Source organism: Desulfosporosinus cupriresistens (assembly GCF_001707885.1).
In the GTDB taxonomy this organism is placed as follows: Bacteria; Bacillota; Desulfitobacteriia; order Desulfitobacteriales; family Desulfitobacteriaceae; genus Desulfosporosinus.
This window is the reverse complement of record NZ_MASS01000010.1, coordinates 22,169-40,286: the sequence shown is the minus strand read 5'-3', so window position 1 is coordinate 40,286 and position 18,118 is coordinate 22,169. Positions and strand designations below refer to the sequence as shown.

The 18,118-nt window shown below is 40.7% G+C and carries 20 protein-coding genes, 1 pseudogene and 1 riboswitch; of the genes and pseudogenes, 14 read left to right on the top strand and 7 right to left on the bottom strand.

Translation table 11 applies throughout. The features are described 5' to 3' along the window. The first annotated feature begins 280 nt into the window (after positions 1–280). A complete protein-coding gene (locus DSBG_RS05910) occupies positions 281–1,309 on the top strand; it encodes an ATP-binding protein (protein WP_068963269.1) in 1,029 nt (342 codons plus the stop codon). A gap of 122 nt (positions 1,310–1,431) precedes the next feature. Here DSBG_RS05910 and DSBG_RS05905 read toward each other — a convergent pair whose 3' ends face one another. Further along, positions 1,432–2,064 carry a hypothetical protein gene (locus DSBG_RS05905; RefSeq protein WP_068963268.1) on the bottom strand — a complete coding sequence of 211 codons (633 nt, stop codon included), beginning with the start codon at positions 2,062–2,064 and terminating at the stop codon, positions 1,432–1,434. 142 nt (positions 2,065–2,206) lie between these two features. Here DSBG_RS05905 and DSBG_RS05900 point away from each other — a divergent pair, with 142 nt between their 5' ends. Next, the gene (locus DSBG_RS05900) at positions 2,207–2,938 is read left to right on the top strand and encodes a DUF1385 domain-containing protein (protein WP_242877424.1); all 732 of its coding nucleotides are present in this window, start codon (positions 2,207–2,209) and stop codon (positions 2,936–2,938) included. A 3-nt stretch (positions 2,939–2,941) separates the two neighbouring features. On the opposite strand, the gene DSBG_RS05895 is transcribed toward DSBG_RS05900, so the two are convergent. Continuing rightward, on the bottom strand, positions 2,942–3,211 hold the full coding sequence (locus DSBG_RS05895) for a hypothetical protein (protein ID WP_068963266.1): 270 nt from the start codon (positions 3,209–3,211) through the stop codon (positions 2,942–2,944). Between the two features lie 146 nt (positions 3,212–3,357). Here DSBG_RS05895 and DSBG_RS05890 point away from each other — a divergent pair, with 146 nt between their 5' ends. The 3 genes from DSBG_RS05890 to DSBG_RS05880 all read left to right on the top strand — a co-directional run bounded on the left by DSBG_RS05890 (position 3,358) and on the right by DSBG_RS05880 (position 6,977). Beyond that, positions 3,358–4,428 (top strand): uroporphyrinogen decarboxylase/cobalamine-independent methonine synthase family protein, encoded by a 1,071-nt coding sequence (locus DSBG_RS05890; protein ID WP_068963265.1) that lies wholly within the window; start codon positions 3,358–3,360, stop codon positions 4,426–4,428. A gap of 543 nt (positions 4,429–4,971) precedes the next feature. Then, entirely contained in the window at positions 4,972–6,240 is a 1,269-nt protein-coding gene (locus tag DSBG_RS05885) for a double-cubane-cluster-containing anaerobic reductase (protein WP_068963264.1), read from the top strand. Next, positions 6,237–6,977: an acyl-CoA dehydratase activase gene (locus DSBG_RS05880; RefSeq protein ID WP_068963263.1), complete on the top strand. Its 741-nt coding sequence runs from the start codon at positions 6,237–6,239 to the stop codon at positions 6,975–6,977. The genes DSBG_RS05885 and DSBG_RS05880 overlap by 4 nt, the downstream gene beginning before the upstream one ends. Before the next feature lie 202 nt (positions 6,978–7,179). Here DSBG_RS05880 and DSBG_RS05875 read toward each other — a convergent pair whose 3' ends face one another. Beyond that, positions 7,180–8,295, bottom strand: a complete 1,116-nt coding sequence (locus DSBG_RS05875; protein WP_068963262.1) for an aminotransferase class V-fold PLP-dependent enzyme — start codon at positions 8,293–8,295, stop codon at positions 7,180–7,182. Positions 8,296–8,380: 85 nt separating this feature from the next. On the opposite strand from DSBG_RS05875, the gene selD reads away from it, so the two are divergent. The 6 genes from selD (at position 8,381) to DSBG_RS05845 (ending at position 11,988) form a co-directional block, all read left to right on the top strand. Next, the gene (gene selD, locus DSBG_RS05870; protein ID WP_068963261.1) at positions 8,381–9,403 is read left to right on the top strand and encodes a selenide, water dikinase SelD; all 1,023 of its coding nucleotides are present in this window, start codon (positions 8,381–8,383) and stop codon (positions 9,401–9,403) included. A 12-nt stretch (positions 9,404–9,415) separates the two neighbouring features. Further along, complete coding sequence (gene yedF, locus DSBG_RS05865; RefSeq protein ID WP_068963260.1) at positions 9,416–10,009, top strand: sulfurtransferase-like selenium metabolism protein YedF; 594 nt, start codon at positions 9,416–9,418, stop codon at positions 10,007–10,009. A 10-nt stretch (positions 10,010–10,019) separates the two neighbouring features. Next, the gene (locus DSBG_RS05860; RefSeq protein ID WP_068963259.1) at positions 10,020–10,277 is read left to right on the top strand and encodes a putative Se/S carrier protein; all 258 of its coding nucleotides are present in this window, start codon (positions 10,020–10,022) and stop codon (positions 10,275–10,277) included. A 128-nt stretch (positions 10,278–10,405) separates the two neighbouring features. Beyond that, complete coding sequence (locus DSBG_RS05855) at positions 10,406–10,747, top strand: HesB/IscA family protein (protein WP_068963258.1); 342 nt, start codon at positions 10,406–10,408, stop codon at positions 10,745–10,747. A gap of 108 nt (positions 10,748–10,855) precedes the next feature. After that, positions 10,856–11,032 (top strand): rubredoxin, encoded by a 177-nt coding sequence (locus DSBG_RS05850; protein ID WP_068963257.1) that lies wholly within the window; start codon positions 10,856–10,858, stop codon positions 11,030–11,032. A 278-nt stretch (positions 11,033–11,310) separates the two neighbouring features. Continuing rightward, a complete protein-coding gene (locus DSBG_RS05845) occupies positions 11,311–11,988 on the top strand; it encodes a GntR family transcriptional regulator (RefSeq protein WP_068963318.1) in 678 nt (225 codons plus the stop codon). 128 nt (positions 11,989–12,116) lie between these two features. Here DSBG_RS05845 and DSBG_RS05840 read toward each other — a convergent pair whose 3' ends face one another. Both DSBG_RS05840 and DSBG_RS05835 read right to left on the bottom strand, forming a co-directional pair. Further along, entirely contained in the window at positions 12,117–12,326 is a 210-nt protein-coding gene (locus DSBG_RS05840; protein ID WP_068963256.1) for a hypothetical protein, read from the bottom strand. 77 nt (positions 12,327–12,403) lie between these two features. After that, on the bottom strand, positions 12,404–12,736 hold the full coding sequence (locus DSBG_RS05835) for a hypothetical protein (protein ID WP_068963255.1): 333 nt from the start codon (positions 12,734–12,736) through the stop codon (positions 12,404–12,406). Between the two features lie 181 nt (positions 12,737–12,917). Here DSBG_RS05835 and DSBG_RS05830 point away from each other — a divergent pair, with 181 nt between their 5' ends. Further along, positions 12,918–13,211 (top strand): hypothetical protein, encoded by a 294-nt coding sequence (locus DSBG_RS05830; RefSeq protein WP_068963254.1) that lies wholly within the window; start codon positions 12,918–12,920, stop codon positions 13,209–13,211. Between the two features lie 87 nt (positions 13,212–13,298). Continuing rightward, positions 13,299–13,457, top strand: a complete 159-nt coding sequence (locus DSBG_RS05825; RefSeq protein ID WP_068963253.1) for a DUF1540 domain-containing protein — start codon at positions 13,299–13,301, stop codon at positions 13,455–13,457. Between the two features lie 49 nt (positions 13,458–13,506). Here DSBG_RS05825 and DSBG_RS05820 read toward each other — a convergent pair whose 3' ends face one another. Then, positions 13,507–14,706 carry a cation:proton antiporter gene (locus DSBG_RS05820; protein WP_068963252.1) on the bottom strand — a complete coding sequence of 400 codons (1,200 nt, stop codon included), beginning with the start codon at positions 14,704–14,706 and terminating at the stop codon, positions 13,507–13,509. Positions 14,707–15,097: 391 nt separating this feature from the next. After that, positions 15,098–15,511, bottom strand: a pseudogene (locus DSBG_RS24185) (C40 family peptidase); the annotation flags it as partial. A 249-nt stretch (positions 15,512–15,760) separates the two neighbouring features. Beyond that, a riboswitch (cyclic di-AMP (ydaO/yuaA leader) is annotated at positions 15,761–15,900 on the bottom strand. Positions 15,901–17,291: 1,391 nt separating this feature from the next. On the opposite strand from DSBG_RS24185, the gene DSBG_RS05805 reads away from it, so the two are divergent. Next, positions 17,292–17,930, top strand: a complete 639-nt coding sequence (locus DSBG_RS05805; RefSeq protein WP_068963249.1) for an adenylate kinase — start codon at positions 17,292–17,294, stop codon at positions 17,928–17,930. Positions 17,931–18,118: the final 188 nt, after the last annotated feature.

The following is an 18,118-nucleotide window of genomic DNA, read 5'->3' as shown; positions in this document are numbered from 1 at the left end:
TTCGACATAAAAGGAGAAAAAACCTGTCAACATTGAGTATTATAAGAGCTATTGTTTATCAATGCAAACATTTAAAATAAAATCTTAAGAAGAAAGACCAGGTAACAGCCAGGTCCTTCTTCTTTTTTAAGGCTTCTCAAGTAAAAAATCAGTTAGCAATTTAAGCGAGCATCGGATGGAATTGCCTGCCAAAAATAATAGAAGTATAATCTATAAAAGAGGAATTTTGAGGTAATTTGTTGAAATGTATAAAACATTGAGAAAGTTGGGAGCATTGAAGATGTCAATTGAAAATAAGTTTTTAGAAGATGAACGGAAACGACTATATGCCTTATTAAATGGTCTGCCAGGGTTAGTATATGTACGGACAAGCGAAGGCAAAGTGGTTTTTGCTAACCATAATTTTAAAGAAATTCACGGTGAACCGGATAATAGAAAGTGTTATCATATACTGTTAAATAAAGATGAACCTTGTAGCAATTGTCATACACCGGCGACTTCTGGGATCAAAATTCCAAAGCAATGGCAATGTGTCATAAAGGATACCATATTTGAAGTGTTTCAGCATCCTTTTCAAGACTCTGACGGCACTCAACTATTTTTAATGCAGCTGCTTGATATTACAAAAAGGAAGTTAGCTGAAGAGGAAATGGCACGTTTAGATCGTTTAAACCTTGTCGGAGAATTGGCGGCTAGTATTGCTCATGAAGTACGTAATCCACTGACAACAGTAAGAGGTTTTTTACAGATCTTGAAAAGCAGAGATACATTACAGGAAAACACTGATTATTATGATTTGATGATTAGTGAGTTAGATAGGGCAAACGGTATAATAAGCGAGTTTTTGTCTATAGCAAAAACAAAAACGGAATTATACACTGTAGTTAAACTTAATAATTTAGTTCATTCACTGTACCCATTAATCCTTGCAGATGCTACGAATCAAGATAAAAAAGTTGTCTTAGAAACTGAGCAAGTCACTGATTTGACAATGAATGAAAGAGAAATTAGGCAACTAATCCTCAATCTAACAAGAAACGGATTTGAAGCGATGCCTTCGAGGGGTGTGTTGAAAATAATGACTTATATGGAGGCTAACAATATAGTGCTTGCAGTACAAGACCAAGGTACAGGAATTAGTAAAGATATCATCGAGAGATTAGGGACACCGTTCCTAACGACTAAGGAAAGAGGCACTGGTTTGGGTCTTGCAACGTGCTATAATATTGCTGAAAGACATAATGCAAAGATAGATGTGGAATCATCTTCTTCGGGGACGACTTTTTTCATTAGATTTCAGATACGTTAAGCTAGACTTTGGTAGAGTTTAACCAAAGCAGAGTTCCAGTTCAACAACCGATTTTTAAACATATTTAAGATACTGCATAAGTTAATAAGGTAAACAGAAGCTAAGCAGAGTAGGATTCCGGTTCATGAAGGCGTGGGAGAGATAGGGGAAATTAAGCTTGGAGAGACAGGGAAAGTTGTATTGGGAGAGACATCGGGAGTTGAGGACGATACTGTTCTGAAATGGCCTATTAGAGCAAGTTGGGGGGTAACTCTTCCTTGCGCATCTTGGGCATATCGTATTCCGGGAGAATATCCGTAAACTGTTACAGCGGACCCAGGTGTCAGAGTCAAATTGCTACCAATAAGGAAACAATCAAGCATAGTGCTAGCATCGTTTGTCAGCATAATCATTTCAGTAGAATTACCAATAATTATTGTCGCGAGACTGCTTTGAGGAGAATATGATCGTACAGATTTGATTGTACCGGTAAATTGAAGGCACTGACCGTAGAAATCAGTAGGTTTATTGAGCACCATGCTCGGTGAAGGGCTGGTGGATGTAGGTGTTTTATTAGTTTCTAGGAAAAGCAAGGCGCGTAGGGCATTCCCATTTTTAGTTATGTCTAAATCTTGTAGATTCCAATTCGTTGTAATGGGCGCTGTCGTTGCAGCACTATCGCCATGGGTTCTGAAAATAGCTATTAACAAGAGAGCTCCCACCACAATATATAGAGGATTAAATTTCATGTTTTGGTAATTAGTTCGTTTTGGCATTCTACACCTCCTAACAATCCCTACTATGAATTATGACGTGCAGATTTAAATTATGTACATGTAACTAAGAGTCGCCTAAACAGGTAGTGACATCAAAAACTAAGGTTTCGGCTTAACCACTGAAAGACTAATTCGAAGGTTGGTGAGACGTTTGGCGGTCATAGGAGGGCGGGCCCATATTAATGGGATTACATTTGCCACTAACACGCATGTAGTTCGAGGGAAGTTATCACAAGGAAAAATATCAATTAATGTAAGTCGGTTGCCCGGGATAAGAATATTTAATCTAATGGACAAAATTCCTTTTTTACGCGGAGTTTCGCGATTGGCAAAGCTCAATTTAAAGTTGTTTCTAGCTATGATCCTTTTGCTTATTACGCCGTGGGATTGGATATTTCCTCCTACTGAAATGTCAGCTACTGAGTCGGTTTGGCCTGTGCTCGCTATCTATGGCATTGTTCTTATTACGTTAGTATTTCTCCTGAAACGACTTTGGCAGTTTCATGGAGCAGAGCATAAAGCATTTAACATTTATACAAGTGGAGCTGATCTTTCACTGAGTGCGGTAAAGGGAGCTAGCCGAGTTAGTGAACGATGTGGAACTAATTTAGTCGTAATTTTATTACCCATCTTGATCTTGCTAACTGTGGTGACGTATCAGATGCCATTGTTTGTGTTGATAGTATCCATATCCATTGGTTATGAAATCTTTAACTGGAGTTCACGTCGTCAATATTTAAAGCGAGCGTTTCAGATCGCTGCATTCATCCAGAAATACATTGTCACTGCTGAACCGACTGAAGAGCAAATGCGAGTCGCTATCGCTACATTAGCTAAAGCAATAGAATGTGAAGAAAGAATAGTGCCCGCCTAAGTCTTAACACAAATGATCAGGATCCCTTATCTTCATCTGTTCGAATTCTTTCTCTGCGAAAACATAAAATAATCGTTCATGGGCTTTTTCTAAGGTTTCAAAAATACCTATAACTTGCTCGGGGCGTTTGTCTAACCAAGCCAACCAGCCATTACTGTCAATGGTTGTCGCAAAATAGGAAATCCCATGGTCGTATACAATTGTAATGCTGTTAGAAAGCATTTCCTCATAGCTAATAAATCCATTTTTAATAGCGAAATCATCTCTATCCAAAGTTCTCAACCCCTTCTGTTTTTTTACAAATAGTTTTCTCCCTTCCAAGTTGCCTAAGCGTTATGTAGAGGGAGAAGTAATAATGTAGAATATTTTATTGGTTGTGACGTTAAAAAGTACCCAATAAAAACTAAGGAGCATGCAATTTGAAAACTGATTTATCATTATTAGCCATAGGCATTGGCAGTTTGCCGCATTTAAAGACGAAGGATGCCTTAGAATTGATTCAAACCTTAAAGGAAATACCCCATTGGCCTCAATTGCCCAACCAGGCTTCTTCCGAAGACATGTTAAATCAATATTCCTTTCCACTGTTCAAGCTGGGTTTGGTAGTGGAGAAAGACGGGAAACTGTTCTTTGATACTTCTCAGGCAAATTGGTTAGACAAAGTGACTAATTTTTACAATCAATATTTAGATATAATCGAAGGTAATTCGAACGACTTTGATTTGTTTTCATTTCCTGAAGAATCAGCGCAAGGATTTTATGCTTTTCTGGCAAAGCTAACAAATGGTGATTTTAATGAGGCTAAATTCATTAAAGGGCAAGTAACAGGACCAGTCACCCTGGGGCTTCAGTTAACGGATCAAGACAGAAGGTCTTCTTATTACAGTTCAGAATTGCGAGAAATTGTTGTTAAATCTCTTGCGTTGCAAGCCTTTTGGCAAACCAAAACTTTAAGTCAGTATAACAAACCTGTGATCATTTTTATCGATGAGCCGGGATTATATGGCTATGGTCAGTCGACCTTCATCACTCTGAAGAAGGAAGAAATAACTAATGAACTGAACGAAATTGTTGACTCAATTCATTTAGCTCAGGGAAGAGCGGGAATTCATGTGTGCGCCAGTACGGATTGGTCAATGATTCTTCAGTCAAAAACAGATATCGTTAACTTTGATGCCTATGAGTATTTTACAAGCATGATTGTTTATATAGAAGAACTTAAGGCTTTTATGGAAAGAGGCGGAGTATTAGCCTGGGGATTAATCCCAACCAACCCGAAAGTTCTAGAGCTAACAGCGGATGATTTGACCACACTCTTTGAACAACATGTTGCTTTTTTTGTTCAGAACGGTATTGACAGAAAAGTTTTGTTATGCCAGTCGATAATTACTCCAAGCTGTGGAGTGGGCAGCTGTACTATTGAGGTAGCGGAAAAGGTTTATGCTCTAACACATGAGGTAGCCTTAAAACTTAGAAAGTCATTATCCTAGCCAGTTAAGACTTTACACAAGATTGTTAAATCTAAGAGGTAAGTGTATTATAATAAGGCAAAGTGTTCAAATATAGAACACCTTACCGGGCAAAATGTATCGAAATAAATCGAAAATAGGCTTTCATGCAATTTATTTGACTTAAGGATGAGAGTATTTTTTGAATATTTAATCGTTTAAAGCAGCTTAAATTCTAAGCAAGGTAGAATTACAGATAAGTATCGAGACAATTTGAAAGTTGGCACGGATATTGCAATGAGTATTATGTAGCAATCCTTCCGGATTACGCTTAACTCTCTCTTGTCCTCACCAGAAATGGTAAGGGCTTTTTTTTTGCTTATGATCTGAGGTGGAATACTCAAAGGAAAGTGGATGGGCTATAAAGTTAACCTTTAATATATATCATTTTGGTGATAAAATTAAATTATAAAATAGTTATAATGGAGGGAATTATTTCTGTGGTTGGCCTATTATATTAGTTGAATGAATAAACAAATACCAACAGTATCGACAAAATTATATTAGAACGAGGGGGATAAAGAAATGGATAACAGAGAACTATGGACTGCTTTGGGTATGGATTTAGGGAAACATGACGATTTCCTGGCCCCTGTACCAGCGATTTTTACGAGTTTGTTTTTAGATAGACCTAATCGTCCTAAAGCAATGGGGTATTTTGATGCAGTCGTTGGGGATGTGCATGGAATCCGAGTTCACGAACTCTATGCTAAGAAAGAAGCTGGCGCTAAAGTGTTTTCGACCTTTTGCGTCTATGTTCCTGAAGAAATTGTTGTAGCGACAGGGAGTGCTAGCATTGGATTGTGTGCTGGGGCTCAGTATACAGTTTCTTCAGGGGAAAAGGTCTTGCCGCGCAACCTCTGTCCGTTGATTAAGTCCACTATGGGTTTTAAACTCGACCGGATTTGCCCATATTTTCAAGTTTCCGATTGGGTTATCGGAGAGACAACTTGCGACGGGAAAAAGAAAGCGTGGGAAATTCTCAATGAACATATCCCAACGTATGTAATGGAACTCCCGCAAAAGAAAGACGCCAAAGACGCCCGTCTTTGGGAAGAAGAAGTGCGTGAATTCGCTTCCTTCATCGAACGCGAAACTAAAGTGAATTTAACCGCCGAAAATCTAGCTCAAGGAATTCATACGATTAACAATAAGCGCCAAGCGCTACAAAGATTAGCCAACTTGAGAAAATATAAGCCAGCTCCTATTCATGGCTTAGATGTGCTGTTGATCAATCAACTCTCCTTCTTTGATGATCCTGTACGCTTCGCTGCTCAAGTAAATGCTCTGTGTGACGAACTTGACCTGAGGGTCAAAGAGGGGATCGGAGTCGCCCCCGTGGATGCACCAAGAATTCTTGTAACCGGAACCCCTCAACCCCTTCCGGCATGGAAGCTTCATGCCTTAATCGAACAAGCTGGGGCAGTTGTTGTCGGGGAAGAAACTTGCACAGGAGAACGCTATTATAAGGATGTCACAGAGCCTGCGGATAATGTCTCGGATATGCTCACCAATATCGCTAAACGTCCATTAAAGGTGAATTGTGCTTGCTTTACTCCTAACCAAGGGCGCATGGAAGATATCACGTTCATGGCTGAGAATTTAAAAGCCGATGCCGTGATTGATTTCTCCTTGCAGTTCTGTCAGCCTTATGGTGTAGAAAGCTATTTTGTGAGTAAAGAAATGGAGAAGAAATCAATTCCCTTTTTGCGCTTAGAAAGTGATTTTTCCGCAGAAGATCAAGGGCAACTCTTAACTCGCATTGAGGCTCTATTAGAGATGATTCGTGCATGAAGCAGGCTGGGTTAGATCTAGGCTCGGTTAATACCAAGTTAGTTGTACTTGAAAACGGAGAGCGAGTATACAGTCAAGTCATACCTTCTCGTTTTGACTCTGTCCAAGCAGGGATAACTCTTATAAATTCTTATGTAGAAAAACATGGAGAAAAACCGGAAAAACTTGTAGTTACTGGCTATGGTCGAGTAAACTTTCCTGAGGGGCGAGTGATTACAGAAATCTCCTGTCAAGGCCGGGGGTGTCACGCGTATTTTCCAGAGCAAATGTATATTCTAGACTTAGGGGGACAAGATGCTAAGGTAATTAAAAAAAATCCAGCTGGAAAAGTTGTACAGTTTATTATGAATGATAAGTGCGCTGCCGGAACCGGGCGTTTTTTAGATGTTATCCTCAAGGGATTAGATCTAACCTCCGAGGAGCTGGATTTAGCCGCAGTAGCTAAGCCAATCCCTATTAATTCCATGTGTACAGTTTTTGCCGAATCTGAAGTCATCACCATGCTTGCTAAAGGAACTCCTAAACCTGAGGTGATTGCAGGTCTCTTCAATAGTACAGCAAAACGACTTGCTAATTTTGTTGAATCCGTTGGACATCCAGAGTGTTTGATATTTACTGGAGGAGGCGCACATTACAGTCTCCTTGTCCGTTTTCTCGAACAGGAGTTGAAAGAGAAAGTCGTGATTCCGCCAGAGCCTGAAATGACAGCTGCTCTTGGCGCGGCATTACTAGCCTAAAAACTGATAATAGCACTTGCTTTCAATTAGCAACTGCTATTATATACAATTTATTCTGAAAAACATTGAAAATGACTAGCTTACCAGTTTTAAAAAGACTATACTTTATTCTATAATAAATACATAATCCGAAACGAATGAGGATATATAGTGTTTTGGTTAATTGAAACACTATATAAGAAATGGTAAGATACTAATTGTTTTACACTCCATTACCACTAGCTAAAGCGCGCACGGCTTCAACAGCAAATTGCGTCTCTTCTCGTGTGTTTAGATGCGAGAAGGAAAATCGGACAGAGCCGGATAAGCTGAGCGAATCATGCATTAACGGTGCACAATGGGCCCCTGCGCGCACGGCAATGTCGTACTTCTCAAAAAGTAGACTGGCTGCTTGAGCGGAGTCATATCCTTCAATATTGAGAGAGACTATGGGGGTACGGAGCGGCGCAGCCAGATCACCGTATAGCGTAACGCCAGGAGTATCGGCAAGCGAATGCGCAAACAGGCGCCCTAACGTGTCTGCCTGGTTGTGGATTGCTGACAGTCCAGTGGATTGTATATATTGGACGCCGGCCAACAGCCCGGCAATCCCGTGTGCATTTTGCGTACCAGCTTCCAACGCATCAGGCAATTCCTGAGGATGTTTGTGGTCAAAGGAATGATGGCCACTTCCCCCCACATACATAGGTAGGGGCCTATAATCAGCTCCTAAACAAAGCCCGCCGGTCCCTTGCGGCCCAAAGAGAGATTTATGGCCTGTAAAACAAAGCGCGGAGATGTTTTTCATATTGATAGGCAAAAGTCCAGCACTTTGGGCGGCATCGACAATAAAGTGCACACCACGCGCTACACATAACTCACCGATTGACTGAATATCTAATACGTTGCCTGTGACATTGGAAGCATGGGCGAGTACCACAGCACCAGTATCTGGTCGGATGGCAGAGGAAATTGCCTCTATCGAAATGCATCCCAAATTGTCACAAGGAACAATAGTATAATTCTCCCGCCGATATATAGGTCGCAGTACAGAGTTGTGCTCGGCAGCGGTCGTGACGATATGTCCCTTGATACCGGTAATGGCGATGTTTAGAGCTGCAGTGGCATTAGGTGTAAATACAACGCGCATAGGGTCACCACTAAGTCCGAAAAGCGAGGCCAATGCTATCCGCGCTTCCATCATCATTCGAAGGGCGTCAAGGGCCGGTGCATGCGCACCACGTGAAGCGTTGCCAAACGTATCCATGGCCTGTAAAACAGCTTCTTTGACGCAAAGCGGTTTTTTTAGGGTTGTAGCGGCGTTATCCAAATAAATCATTTTAATTTTTTTCTCCAATCTGTAGGCAGTGGTAATATTTAATACTTAGTATAATGTAAATACCTCGGTTAAGGAAGTGATTCGTATGATAAGCTTATTGTCAAACTGTACGTCGGGCGGCTGCGGAGCTAAGATTGGCCCAGGCGAATTATCCAAGGTGTTGTCCGTCCTACCTGCTTTCAGCGATCCCAAGCTATTGGTTGGCTTCGATGCCTCCGATGATGCTGCTGTCTATCAAATTGATGCAGATACTGCCATTGTTTCTACTGTCGATTTCTTTTCGCCGATGGTGAATGATTCCCGCTTGTTTGGTCGCATCGCAGCTGCCAATGCCTTGAGCGATGTCTACGCTATGGGTGGTACACCGCTTTTCGCCTTGAATCTTGTTTGTTATCCGGAGCACATGGAATTGGAAGCCTTGGGCGAAATATTATCAGGTGGCGCGGAAAAGATACAAGAGGCGGGGGCAGTACTTTGTGGTGGACATTCCATCTATGACAAAGAGACGAAATACGGGTTGGCTGTCACTGGACGCCTCGATCCCAAACGGATTTGGCGTAACAATACACCGGTACCGGGGGATCAACTGATCCTCACTAAACCGCTTGGCGTGGGCATTGTTATGGCGGCGTTGCGTGGAGAAATGGCCGATGAACAGGCAGTGCAGGCGGCACTGTCTTCCATGCAGAGACTTAACAAATACGCAGCGGAGAAAATGCACAGCTTTCCTATCAGTGCCTGTACTGACATCACAGGATTTGGGCTCTTGGCACATGCCAGGGAAATGGCTGGAGACACTACATCGTTGCTCCTATATCCTTCCGAGTTGCCGTATATTTCGCAAGCTTATGCGTATGCCGGGGATTATCTCTTGACTGCAGCTGCACAACGCAACCGCAATTATATGCAGGGCTTTGTAGAGTTTGGCGATACTCCTTTTGCTTTGCAAGAACTGATGTTGGATCCACAGACATCCGGTGGGTTGTTTCTTAGCGTGCCCAAAGCTTATGCTCAAGAGCTGCTAACTACCATTCAGGAAGTCGAACCGCAGGCTGCAATAGTTGGCGAAGTGCTTTTAGCGCAAGACTTACCGATTTTATTACGATAAGGAGGAATGGATATGACTCAAGTTGATGCGCTTGGACTTGCTTGTCCCATACCTGTTATCCGTGCCAAAAAGGCTCTCGAGGCCTTAGGGGAAGAAGGCGGGGTTATCGTTGTCTTAGTCGACAGCGATATTTCACGGCAAAATCTGCAAAAGATGGCAACGGGTCTGGGTTATCAAAGTGAATATATGCAAAAAGAAAACGGTGTTATCGAAGTAACAATCGTTGCAGGCGGAGGCTGCGCTGTAGTAAGTCAAACGCCAGAGGATAGTTCAGGGTTGGTCGTTGCTATCGGCCGGGATACTATGGGGGAAGGCAGCCCGGAGCTTGGACATATTCTGATCAAAGGTTTTATCTATGCCCTGCAGGAGCTTGTGCCGCCGCCCACGCATGTTTTGTTCTTCAATTCGGGGTCACAACTTACCAGTAGTGATTCTAACAGCTTAGAAGATCTGCGTGCTCTGGAAGCAGCTGGAACAGTTATCCTGACCTGTGGCACCTGCACTAATTATTACGAAATTACGGAGAAGCTTGGAGTCGGTGAGATCGCTAACATGTATGGCATCGTTACAGCTATGGCTGGTGCGAAGCGGCTTATCAATATTTAGGAGGCTTTTTGTGTCTTATATTCTTACTTTCGCCAACACACATGAGGCCATTTTTGCCGAAAAGGCACTGTTGCAGGGAGGACATTCCGTAGGGGTGATGCCATTGCCGTCCAGCATCAAAGCCGGGTGCGGCATCGCGCTCCGAGTAGTCGACTATATTGCGTCAAATGCCCTTTTGAAGGAAAGCAACATCGTTGTGTCAGCGGTCTATCAGGCATTGGCAAATTCGCAAGGCTCATTATATAGTGAGGTGCTATTTGACAGATAAGCGTCGAATAGAGACTGTCTCGAGTTGTGCACCCTAATCATTTCCTAGGCAACAGCTAATAGCCTTGCTAAAAGGAAAAAAGTGTACTAAACTTAAACAATACCCAAAGAAAAGGAGTGATTAGTAGAATGATCAAAATTACAGAATTTGCAGCCCAAAAAATCAAAGAAGTGCTTAAAGCTCAAAATAAAGAAGATGCATTGCTTCGTCTCTATCTCGCAGGGGTTGGCTGCGGTGGACCAAATTTCGGTATGACTTTGGATGAGTCAAAAACAGATGAAGATATTCTTGATCAAGAACATGGTGTTTCGGTGATTATTGATAAAAAACTAACAAATTATTTAGAAGGCGCTGTCATTGACTATGTTGAGTCAGAAAATGGTGGTGGTTTCGAAATACGTACACCAAAGGCCGATAATGGCGGAAGTTGCGGCGATGGCTGCTGCTCAAGTTGTGGTGGAGGTTGCTAATAAGTAGGGGAAAGAGAGCTCGATGACGAGCTCTCTTTTTAATCTCACTCATTTTCAATTTGAAGTTTTTATTAATTAATGATAAAATTAAATAGGAGGTGCATAGAGATGAGCGAAGAACATAAGATGTGGCAATGCCAAATGGTGAATTGTGGGTACATCTATAATTCTGATAAAGGTTGTAAGAAGAGTAAAATACCTAAAGATGTCCCCTTTGAAGAGTTGCCGGATACTTGGAGATGTCCATTATGCGGAGCTAACAAAAATATGTTTAAACCCTTGTAGTAATCGGTTTGAGAATCTCTATACAGTGTGAACTTCAATATAATTGGAAGGTGCTCATTGATCAGAATGAGTGCCTTCTTTTGTTCAGTGCGCCGTGTAGCCATTATTTGCTTAAAGGGTTTTCAACTACACATAAAAAGCTGCTATGGTTTATAATTCCTAGAGGTCTTATCAATTTCTTGGAATACGGTATACCATATTTTCTTGCCTTTAACTCATTGAAGAATTATAATTGCGATGAGATTAATATCAATAAGAGTTTTAAAAGGAGCAAGAAAGTGACACATCAGTTTTCACCTATTAAGTTTGATGACATGGGTCATATTCGAGATTCAGTATTTTCGATACTGAGAAATGCTATTCTGGACAAAAAACTGGAACCGGGGCAGAGACTCGTGGAACGCAATATTGCAGAACAACTAGGGGTTAGCAGGACTCCAGTACGCGAAGCGATTCGTAAGCTCGAATTGGAGAGATTGGTAACTCATATCCCACGTAAAGGGGTCGTTGTCTCCGGCTTTACTAAGGCAGATATCGTCGAGATACTGCTCATTAGGACATCGTTGGAAGCACTCATTTGCAATATTGCAGCCACAAAGATTAAACCCCGAGAGTTAGAACGTTTAGATTTGCTAGCTATGCAGATTTTCGATGAACATAGAAAAGGAAACTTTAAAAAGTCTAACCAATTAAACGATAAGTTTCATGAGATAATCTATAGAGCTGCTGAAAGCCCACGTTTATATGATTTTCTTGATACTCTGAGGGAATATATTACTAAATTCACTCAAGTTGCTTATTCCAAGCCTGGTCGGCCTGAAGAAGCTTGGGAGGAGCATAAAACGATCATTGAGGCGCTACGAAACCATGATAGCTCCGGAGCTGATGTCGCAGCTAAAAGACATGTGGAAAACTCGAATAAGGCTTTTTTAGAAATGGCTTTTGAGAAGAGATAAAGTTAAAAATGGTCTAACCTTGCCATTGCTTAAGCCTTTAAGGGTACAAAGAACTGTCAAAACCATAACGTACAAGGAAAGAAAAAGTCCAAGATTCACAGAAATGATCATCTTGAACTATGAATTTCTTAATCGACGTCTTGCTTAAACGTTTGTTCTCCACCGTTCCAAAAAGCGCCGCCAGGCTTAAATGCTTCCATGCTGATTATTTCCATTTGTGCTTCAAGCAGTGCGGTGTCAAAGAATTTTTCGATTGTAATATCTAATATATTACACACATAGTTAAGGCGTTGACGCTTTTCATCCGAAATCGGAATTACAAGATATTGATTATTCAAATTATATCACCTCTAAAAATAGAGATTCGAGAGAGAATTTGAAAACCCTGCAAGAGGAGAATAAAATCATTTTATTCTCATTTTAAGAATCCAGTTAATGAACCAATGGATTTTTTTGTATATGCATCAATGAAGCTTAAACTGTGCGTATCTGAATCAAGTTCCTCTTGATTCAATTCTAATTTGTGTAGCTTAAGTTCAGCATTAAAGGTATCTGTAAAAATAACTGCCCTAAGACCATTGGGCTTAACAGAAACATTTTCAATTGATACACGAAGGTTATCGTCTGTGACTATGAAAAACCATACTTTAGGATAACTGAGCACAAAGTCCATAATTTGCTTCATGTTTGCTTGAGCCTTGGCTTTCATTTGGTTTACTCGTTCTTGTTGTTCGAGAGTACACTGCATTAGGGATTCCTCCTTCATTGTCGGTACCAGGGCTTCGGCTAGCCTCTAGCTTACTTATGCATTTTAGTTCCTATCAAATTTTCACTTGATACAATTATACACGACATCATGTATAATCACAGTGTCGTCATGTATGTTATAATAAAACATCTTAGAATTAGAATGACAGGAGAGAATATTAATGTTAACCTTAACAGCGAAAATCGAATTTGTGAAATTTCTCAACGAGAAATTCATGGGCAAAAACTTGAAATGCATAGAAGTTAATTGTGTTGTAGAATGCTCTATGGATTTTGGAGTTATAGAATATATTGATGTAGCAGATGATAAGGTTTCTTTATGGGGCGCTGATATGAAAGTGTTTTGGATTAATTTGAACGATATTATCGCCGTCAATTATAAACCGATTGAGGAAAATGTGTCCTTTATAATTGAAGCCAAGAATGAAGTTGAAGTGCGTTTTACGGTAGAATAAAACCTGGACCCAACAATTGGAAGCCGCCGGTTCGTGATATATGTATTTAGTAAGGGACATAATACATAGTGAAAGGGGGCGAAAAGTATGGAATCACCAAGTATGAAGGTTAAATGTGGTGTCGAGAACTGTTCTTATAACAAAAACCAGTCTTGCCATGCAGAAGCTTTAGAAGTGAATGCAATGGGTGATGGTATTGCCAATACAAGCGATGGCACAGCCTGTACAACATTCGAAAATAAATAGGCGAGTAACAAGGTAGTCGACATGGCTACCTTGTTTTAATTATACGCTATTACTTGACCTTTTGAATACCAACATTCGGCATGCGTTTGATAAGTGGCCCAATTGTAAGTCCTTGTCCAACAAGAGAGAAAAACACTACTCCGAAGATCAAGCCTACAATAGCCTCTCGTTGCGGGAAGTTTGATGGTAGACTCATGGCAAGGGCAATGGATAGAGATCCCTTTAGCCCTCCCCAGTTAAGGATATGTTTCCAACTAGTCGGCAACGTAGTTCCCATGGTCGAGAGATATACTGCGATACTCCGGGATATAATCGCTACCCCGATAGCAATTATAATATAGCCCCAATATTGACTAATACTGATCTGTTGAATCTCCAGCCCTACTAAATAAAAAATCAGGGAGTTCCCTATAAACGCTATTGTATCCCAAAAAACTTCTATGCTCTGTTGGGTCTTTTCACTCATTCCAATGCTTCTTCCGTAATTACCCAATACTAATCCTGCTGCAACAATAGCAATCACTCCTGAAAAATGAAGTGATTCAGATAAAAAGTATGTACCATAGAATAATGCAATTGAAAAACTATTTTCCAGAGGATAGTCATCAAAGTGACTTACTACTCTCGAAGCGATAAACCCAAAAACACTTCCAACTAATGCTCCACCTAAAGATACTTTGAGAAACTCAAATATCCCAAACCCGATTCCCATCCATCCAGAAGAAGTGATCATGGCATACGAAAAGACAGTTAGCTTAAATAAAACAATGGCAACGCCGTCATTAGCAAGGCTCTCACCTTCCATAGTAATCTCAAGATCTTTGTTTACCCCGAGGCTTTTAAAAATTGAGACGATACTAACAGGATCAGTCGCCGACATCAATGCACCGAACACCAAAGCTACTTGTAAAGGCCAGTGCAGGAGATAAGCGATTAATAACCCAGTGGTAAGGTACGAAATTAAAGTTCCACCTATAGCTAAGGACAAAATAGCGCGAGAGTTTGCTCTTATTTTTCGAAACGAAAGCTTGAGGGATGCTTCGCCGATGAGAGCTGGCAAGAAGATGTCTATGACAATATTGCGAAATACATCCTCATCCATGAAATGAAGTTTGAGTTCATTAAATATGGAAAAAGTCCCAACACTGGTTCCTAGCAGAACCAGTGCAATTGGATAGGGAAACTTCATTTTTTTAGCCAAGGCTGTTCCTGCTAAGGCCATCACAAATAACCAAAGGATATAAACCATATTAAAACCTCTCTATTACACAATAAATACGTTTAGGCCCGACTTTTTCCTATCCTCCATTTAGCTCTTCTTATATTTAGATAACATTAGTTTTCCATACTTTGAGCAGTATTTCCTGCCACTCGACATTCTTAGTGTTTTTACGACATCCAACATGATTCTAGTACCTTGTAGCTAATGTTAGACTCTTTCTCCCAAAACTTTGTGCTATAACTTTGGAAAAAAATAGTAGTCCATTCCTGATCCAATAGGAATGGACTACAGCATTATTATATTCCTTTGTTGAGATAAACATTCTTATTATGAGTGATTACATGTTACTATTGCTTTTACAATGTATTCAACATGATTTAGTGGAACGCTGTTGCTCTTTCTTTCGGGGTTTTGACCGCTAATTATACCGGCGGGCTCCAAGATAACGGGCAGCATAATAGCTATTGCTAAGGTCTGTTATCGTGACGCCAAGACGGGGGTTATCAGCATGAACAAAACGTCCTCCACCGATGTAAATGCCCACATGAGAGGCTCCTTTAGTATATGTGGAGAAAAATACTAAATCGCCTAACTGAAGCTCATTCTTGCTGACACTAACTCCGGATGTAAATTGTTTATAGGATGTACGAGGAAGGGATATACCAGACGCGCCATAGATATACTGGGTAAATCCTGAACAATCGAATCCCTTTTTAGTTGTTCCGCCAAAAACGTAGGTTGTTCCTAACAAACTAAGAGCATGCTCCACAATGGTTGAAGATTCACTGTTTCCGCGCGAGACTTGTTTTTTCGCAGACTGAGTTTTTCTCGCTACCACCACCTGGATATGTATTGGTTGAGAGCTATTGACTGAAGAGTTTGTTACAGTCTGAACAGTTTGTTGATGCAGGAACGGAGTAATGTTAGTAAACGAAATGTCGGACGCTAATACCACTTGTTTCATCACAGGCTGGACAACTGAGGATTGAGAAGTTGATTGCACTAAGATACTACCTGCCAAGAAAATTCCGGCAAGAGTTACTCCAGATAACCTCCATAGTCCTGGAGAAATTGGCATTTTGTTTTCACCTTTCTTAGCTTACGAGGTTAGTTGACGGGTTCGGGCGATAAGGTGTAAGCCCTACGCGTTGATACGTGTGATTCACCCCACAAAAAAAAGTCCCCCGCTCTAGGTGAACCTAGATTCAGCTTTATTGTGCATAATTTACTCTTGTAAGTAGAAATTCGACACAATACACAAATATCCTCCAAATAAATCTATGCAATATATGGCATCTGCGGACTGGCCCACCGATACACATTGTTGCTGATTGTTCCTGCGACGCAGCTGAAACCTCTTTTGTTCGGTTATTAAAGTATTTAAGTGGAAGGAAGGAGAACAACCTTGAATAAGTTGGCGGTTTTGATAAGAATATATTGGAATTACCATAAATCACAGGAGGCGCTAGGTAAGTTACTTCAAGCTCTTGATCGAAATGATTTGGTCGCAGCTGAGAGATATGAGAATCTATATGTATATCATGTGAATAAGGCTAATTCATACGACTGGAGCAAGAACCTTACAACCCGGGCGCAGTAGGGATTTTGTAACTATTTACTTAAGCTCTTTCCCATTATAAGGTTTAACATATTCTTTACATAAAGTTCATGGAAGGGTAACAAATATGGTTTATGATATAAAAAGTAGAATAAAACTTGCTAGTAAATGTTTTTTGTGAAAAAATTTTTACAAAGGGATGGGCATAAGGGTTAAATTAATTATTCCTCTATTGTTGATCGGTATTCTGCCATCCTTATCAAGAATGTGGTTTTACAGTGAATAATCGGCATAATCAGTTATCATAGACAATTACCCGTTAATTTAGCGGTTAACATAAATCTTACTTTTTTTCTTCAATCATCCTCCTTCATTCCCCCTCCTAGCGAGGGGGTTTTTTGTGCGCCTCACAGTCACATGAAACCCTCAGCAACGCCAAGGGCACTATTAGTAGCTTATTACTATTGCACATAATGGAGTGGTGCTTGATCAAACTCATGACTCGTTTTAAGTGAATACAGATAACTGCGCTGTGGCTTAATATTTTTACGCCTGATTTGGGCGAATTTCATTTATAAACCCTTCACATATTCTACATATATAGGTCACAAAACGGTAACAGGACTAGGTTATTATAAACACAACAAATGATTACCCGCTACTTCAGCGGTTAATATATAGCTTTTTTTCATTCTTTTTTCCTTCACTCCCCTCCTTGTGAGGGATTTTTTTTGCAAAATAATTAGAGCAGTGCAAGGTGGCGTTGAGTTCAGGGGGCTTGATCAATTAATCACATGGTACAGCAAAACAAGCGTGTGAGATTGGAATAGATGCAGGAATATCCTTCCTCTTGTCGAAGAAAATAGACAGAAGGGAGGATATGAAGTAGGAACTACAATTTAGAAGTGATGTTCCAGCTAAATAGATGTTCTTGAGTGCAGTGAGTTCAAAAACTAGTGTCAGCAGGACTGCGATCAAAGCTAGAAATAAACTATCAACTAGCGTAATCCGGCTGAAGGCAGCGAGGATTAAGGAAAATGAAGGAGGAAACGATATGAGAATAATATTAATGGGTGGCCCTGGAGCAGGAAAAGGAACACAGGCTAATCCACTTGTCGAACGTTTTAAAATTCCGCACATTTCTACGGGTGATATGTTTAGAGCAGCTATAAAAGAGGGAACGGCAATGGGCCTAAAGGCTAAGTCGTTTATGGACGCTGGAGGTTTGGTTCCTGATGAAGTGACCATTGGGATTGTTGAGGAGCGCTTAGCTCAACCGGATTGTGCGGCTGGCTTTCTTCTTGATGGATTCCCACGTACACTAGCGCAAGGTAGTGCTTTAGCGGAGATTTTAGATCGTCTTGGCATCAAGCTCGATGGTGTTATCAACATCGAAGTCGCGCATGAGGTGTTAATACCTCGCTTAACTGGGCGACGGATATGTCGAACATGTGGAGCATCCTATCACATGGTCTTTAACAAGCCTGCAAAAGAAGGAGTTTGCCAATGTGGTGGAGAGCTTTATCAGCGTTCCGATGACACGATCGAAACAGCCGAGAATCGTTTAAGCGTTTATAATAAGCAAACAGAACCTTTGATTGCTTTCTATGAAGAAAAAGGATTAGTTAAGCGGATTAATGGAGATCAACCCATTGATAAGGTATTTCAGGATATCATTCAAGCCTTGGGTTAAACAGATCTTGAGCTCTCACCGGAAATGATATGCTCCCCTAAAGGTAGACAGGTTAAATGATAAAAATCTGTTTACTAGGAGGGGAGCTTTTCTATGTCTAAAAGAAGTAAATACTTATGTAGAAGAAAAGTATGAATCGAAAAGCCTATGAGGATGGAATAGGGCTGTGATTTAGTGTTGTTGTGGCT

What these genes read in the sequence shown, in the direction of transcription:
- DSBG_RS05880 (WP_068963263.1), top strand. Translation starts at nt 6,237, where the DNA reads ATGAAGCAGGCTGGGTTAGATCTAGGCTCGGTTAATACCAAGTTAGTT.
- DSBG_RS05910 (WP_068963269.1), top strand. Translation starts at nt 281, where the DNA reads ATGTCAATTGAAAATAAGTTTTTAGAAGATGAACGGAAACGACTATAT.
- DSBG_RS05875 (WP_068963262.1), bottom strand. Translation starts at nt 8,295, where the DNA reads ATGATTTATTTGGATAACGCCGCTACAACCCTAAAAAAACCGCTTTGC.
- DSBG_RS05855 (WP_068963258.1), top strand. Translation starts at nt 10,406, where the DNA reads ATGATCAAAATTACAGAATTTGCAGCCCAAAAAATCAAAGAAGTGCTT.
- DSBG_RS05825 (WP_068963253.1), top strand. Translation starts at nt 13,299, where the DNA reads ATGGAATCACCAAGTATGAAGGTTAAATGTGGTGTCGAGAACTGTTCT.
- DSBG_RS05850 (WP_068963257.1), top strand. Translation starts at nt 10,856, where the DNA reads ATGAGCGAAGAACATAAGATGTGGCAATGCCAAATGGTGAATTGTGGG.
- DSBG_RS05885 (WP_068963264.1), top strand. Translation starts at nt 4,972, where the DNA reads ATGGATAACAGAGAACTATGGACTGCTTTGGGTATGGATTTAGGGAAA.
- DSBG_RS05820 (WP_068963252.1), bottom strand. Translation starts at nt 14,706, where the DNA reads ATGGTTTATATCCTTTGGTTATTTGTGATGGCCTTAGCAGGAACAGCC.
- DSBG_RS05805 (WP_068963249.1), top strand. Translation starts at nt 17,292, where the DNA reads ATGAGAATAATATTAATGGGTGGCCCTGGAGCAGGAAAAGGAACACAG.
- DSBG_RS05830 (WP_068963254.1), top strand. Translation starts at nt 12,918, where the DNA reads ATGTTAACCTTAACAGCGAAAATCGAATTTGTGAAATTTCTCAACGAG.
- DSBG_RS05835 (WP_068963255.1), bottom strand. Translation starts at nt 12,736, where the DNA reads ATGCAGTGTACTCTCGAACAACAAGAACGAGTAAACCAAATGAAAGCC.
- selD (WP_068963261.1), top strand. Translation starts at nt 8,381, where the DNA reads ATGATAAGCTTATTGTCAAACTGTACGTCGGGCGGCTGCGGAGCTAAG.
- yedF (WP_068963260.1), top strand. Translation starts at nt 9,416, where the DNA reads ATGACTCAAGTTGATGCGCTTGGACTTGCTTGTCCCATACCTGTTATC.
- DSBG_RS05905 (WP_068963268.1), bottom strand. Translation starts at nt 2,064, where the DNA reads ATGCCAAAACGAACTAATTACCAAAACATGAAATTTAATCCTCTATAT.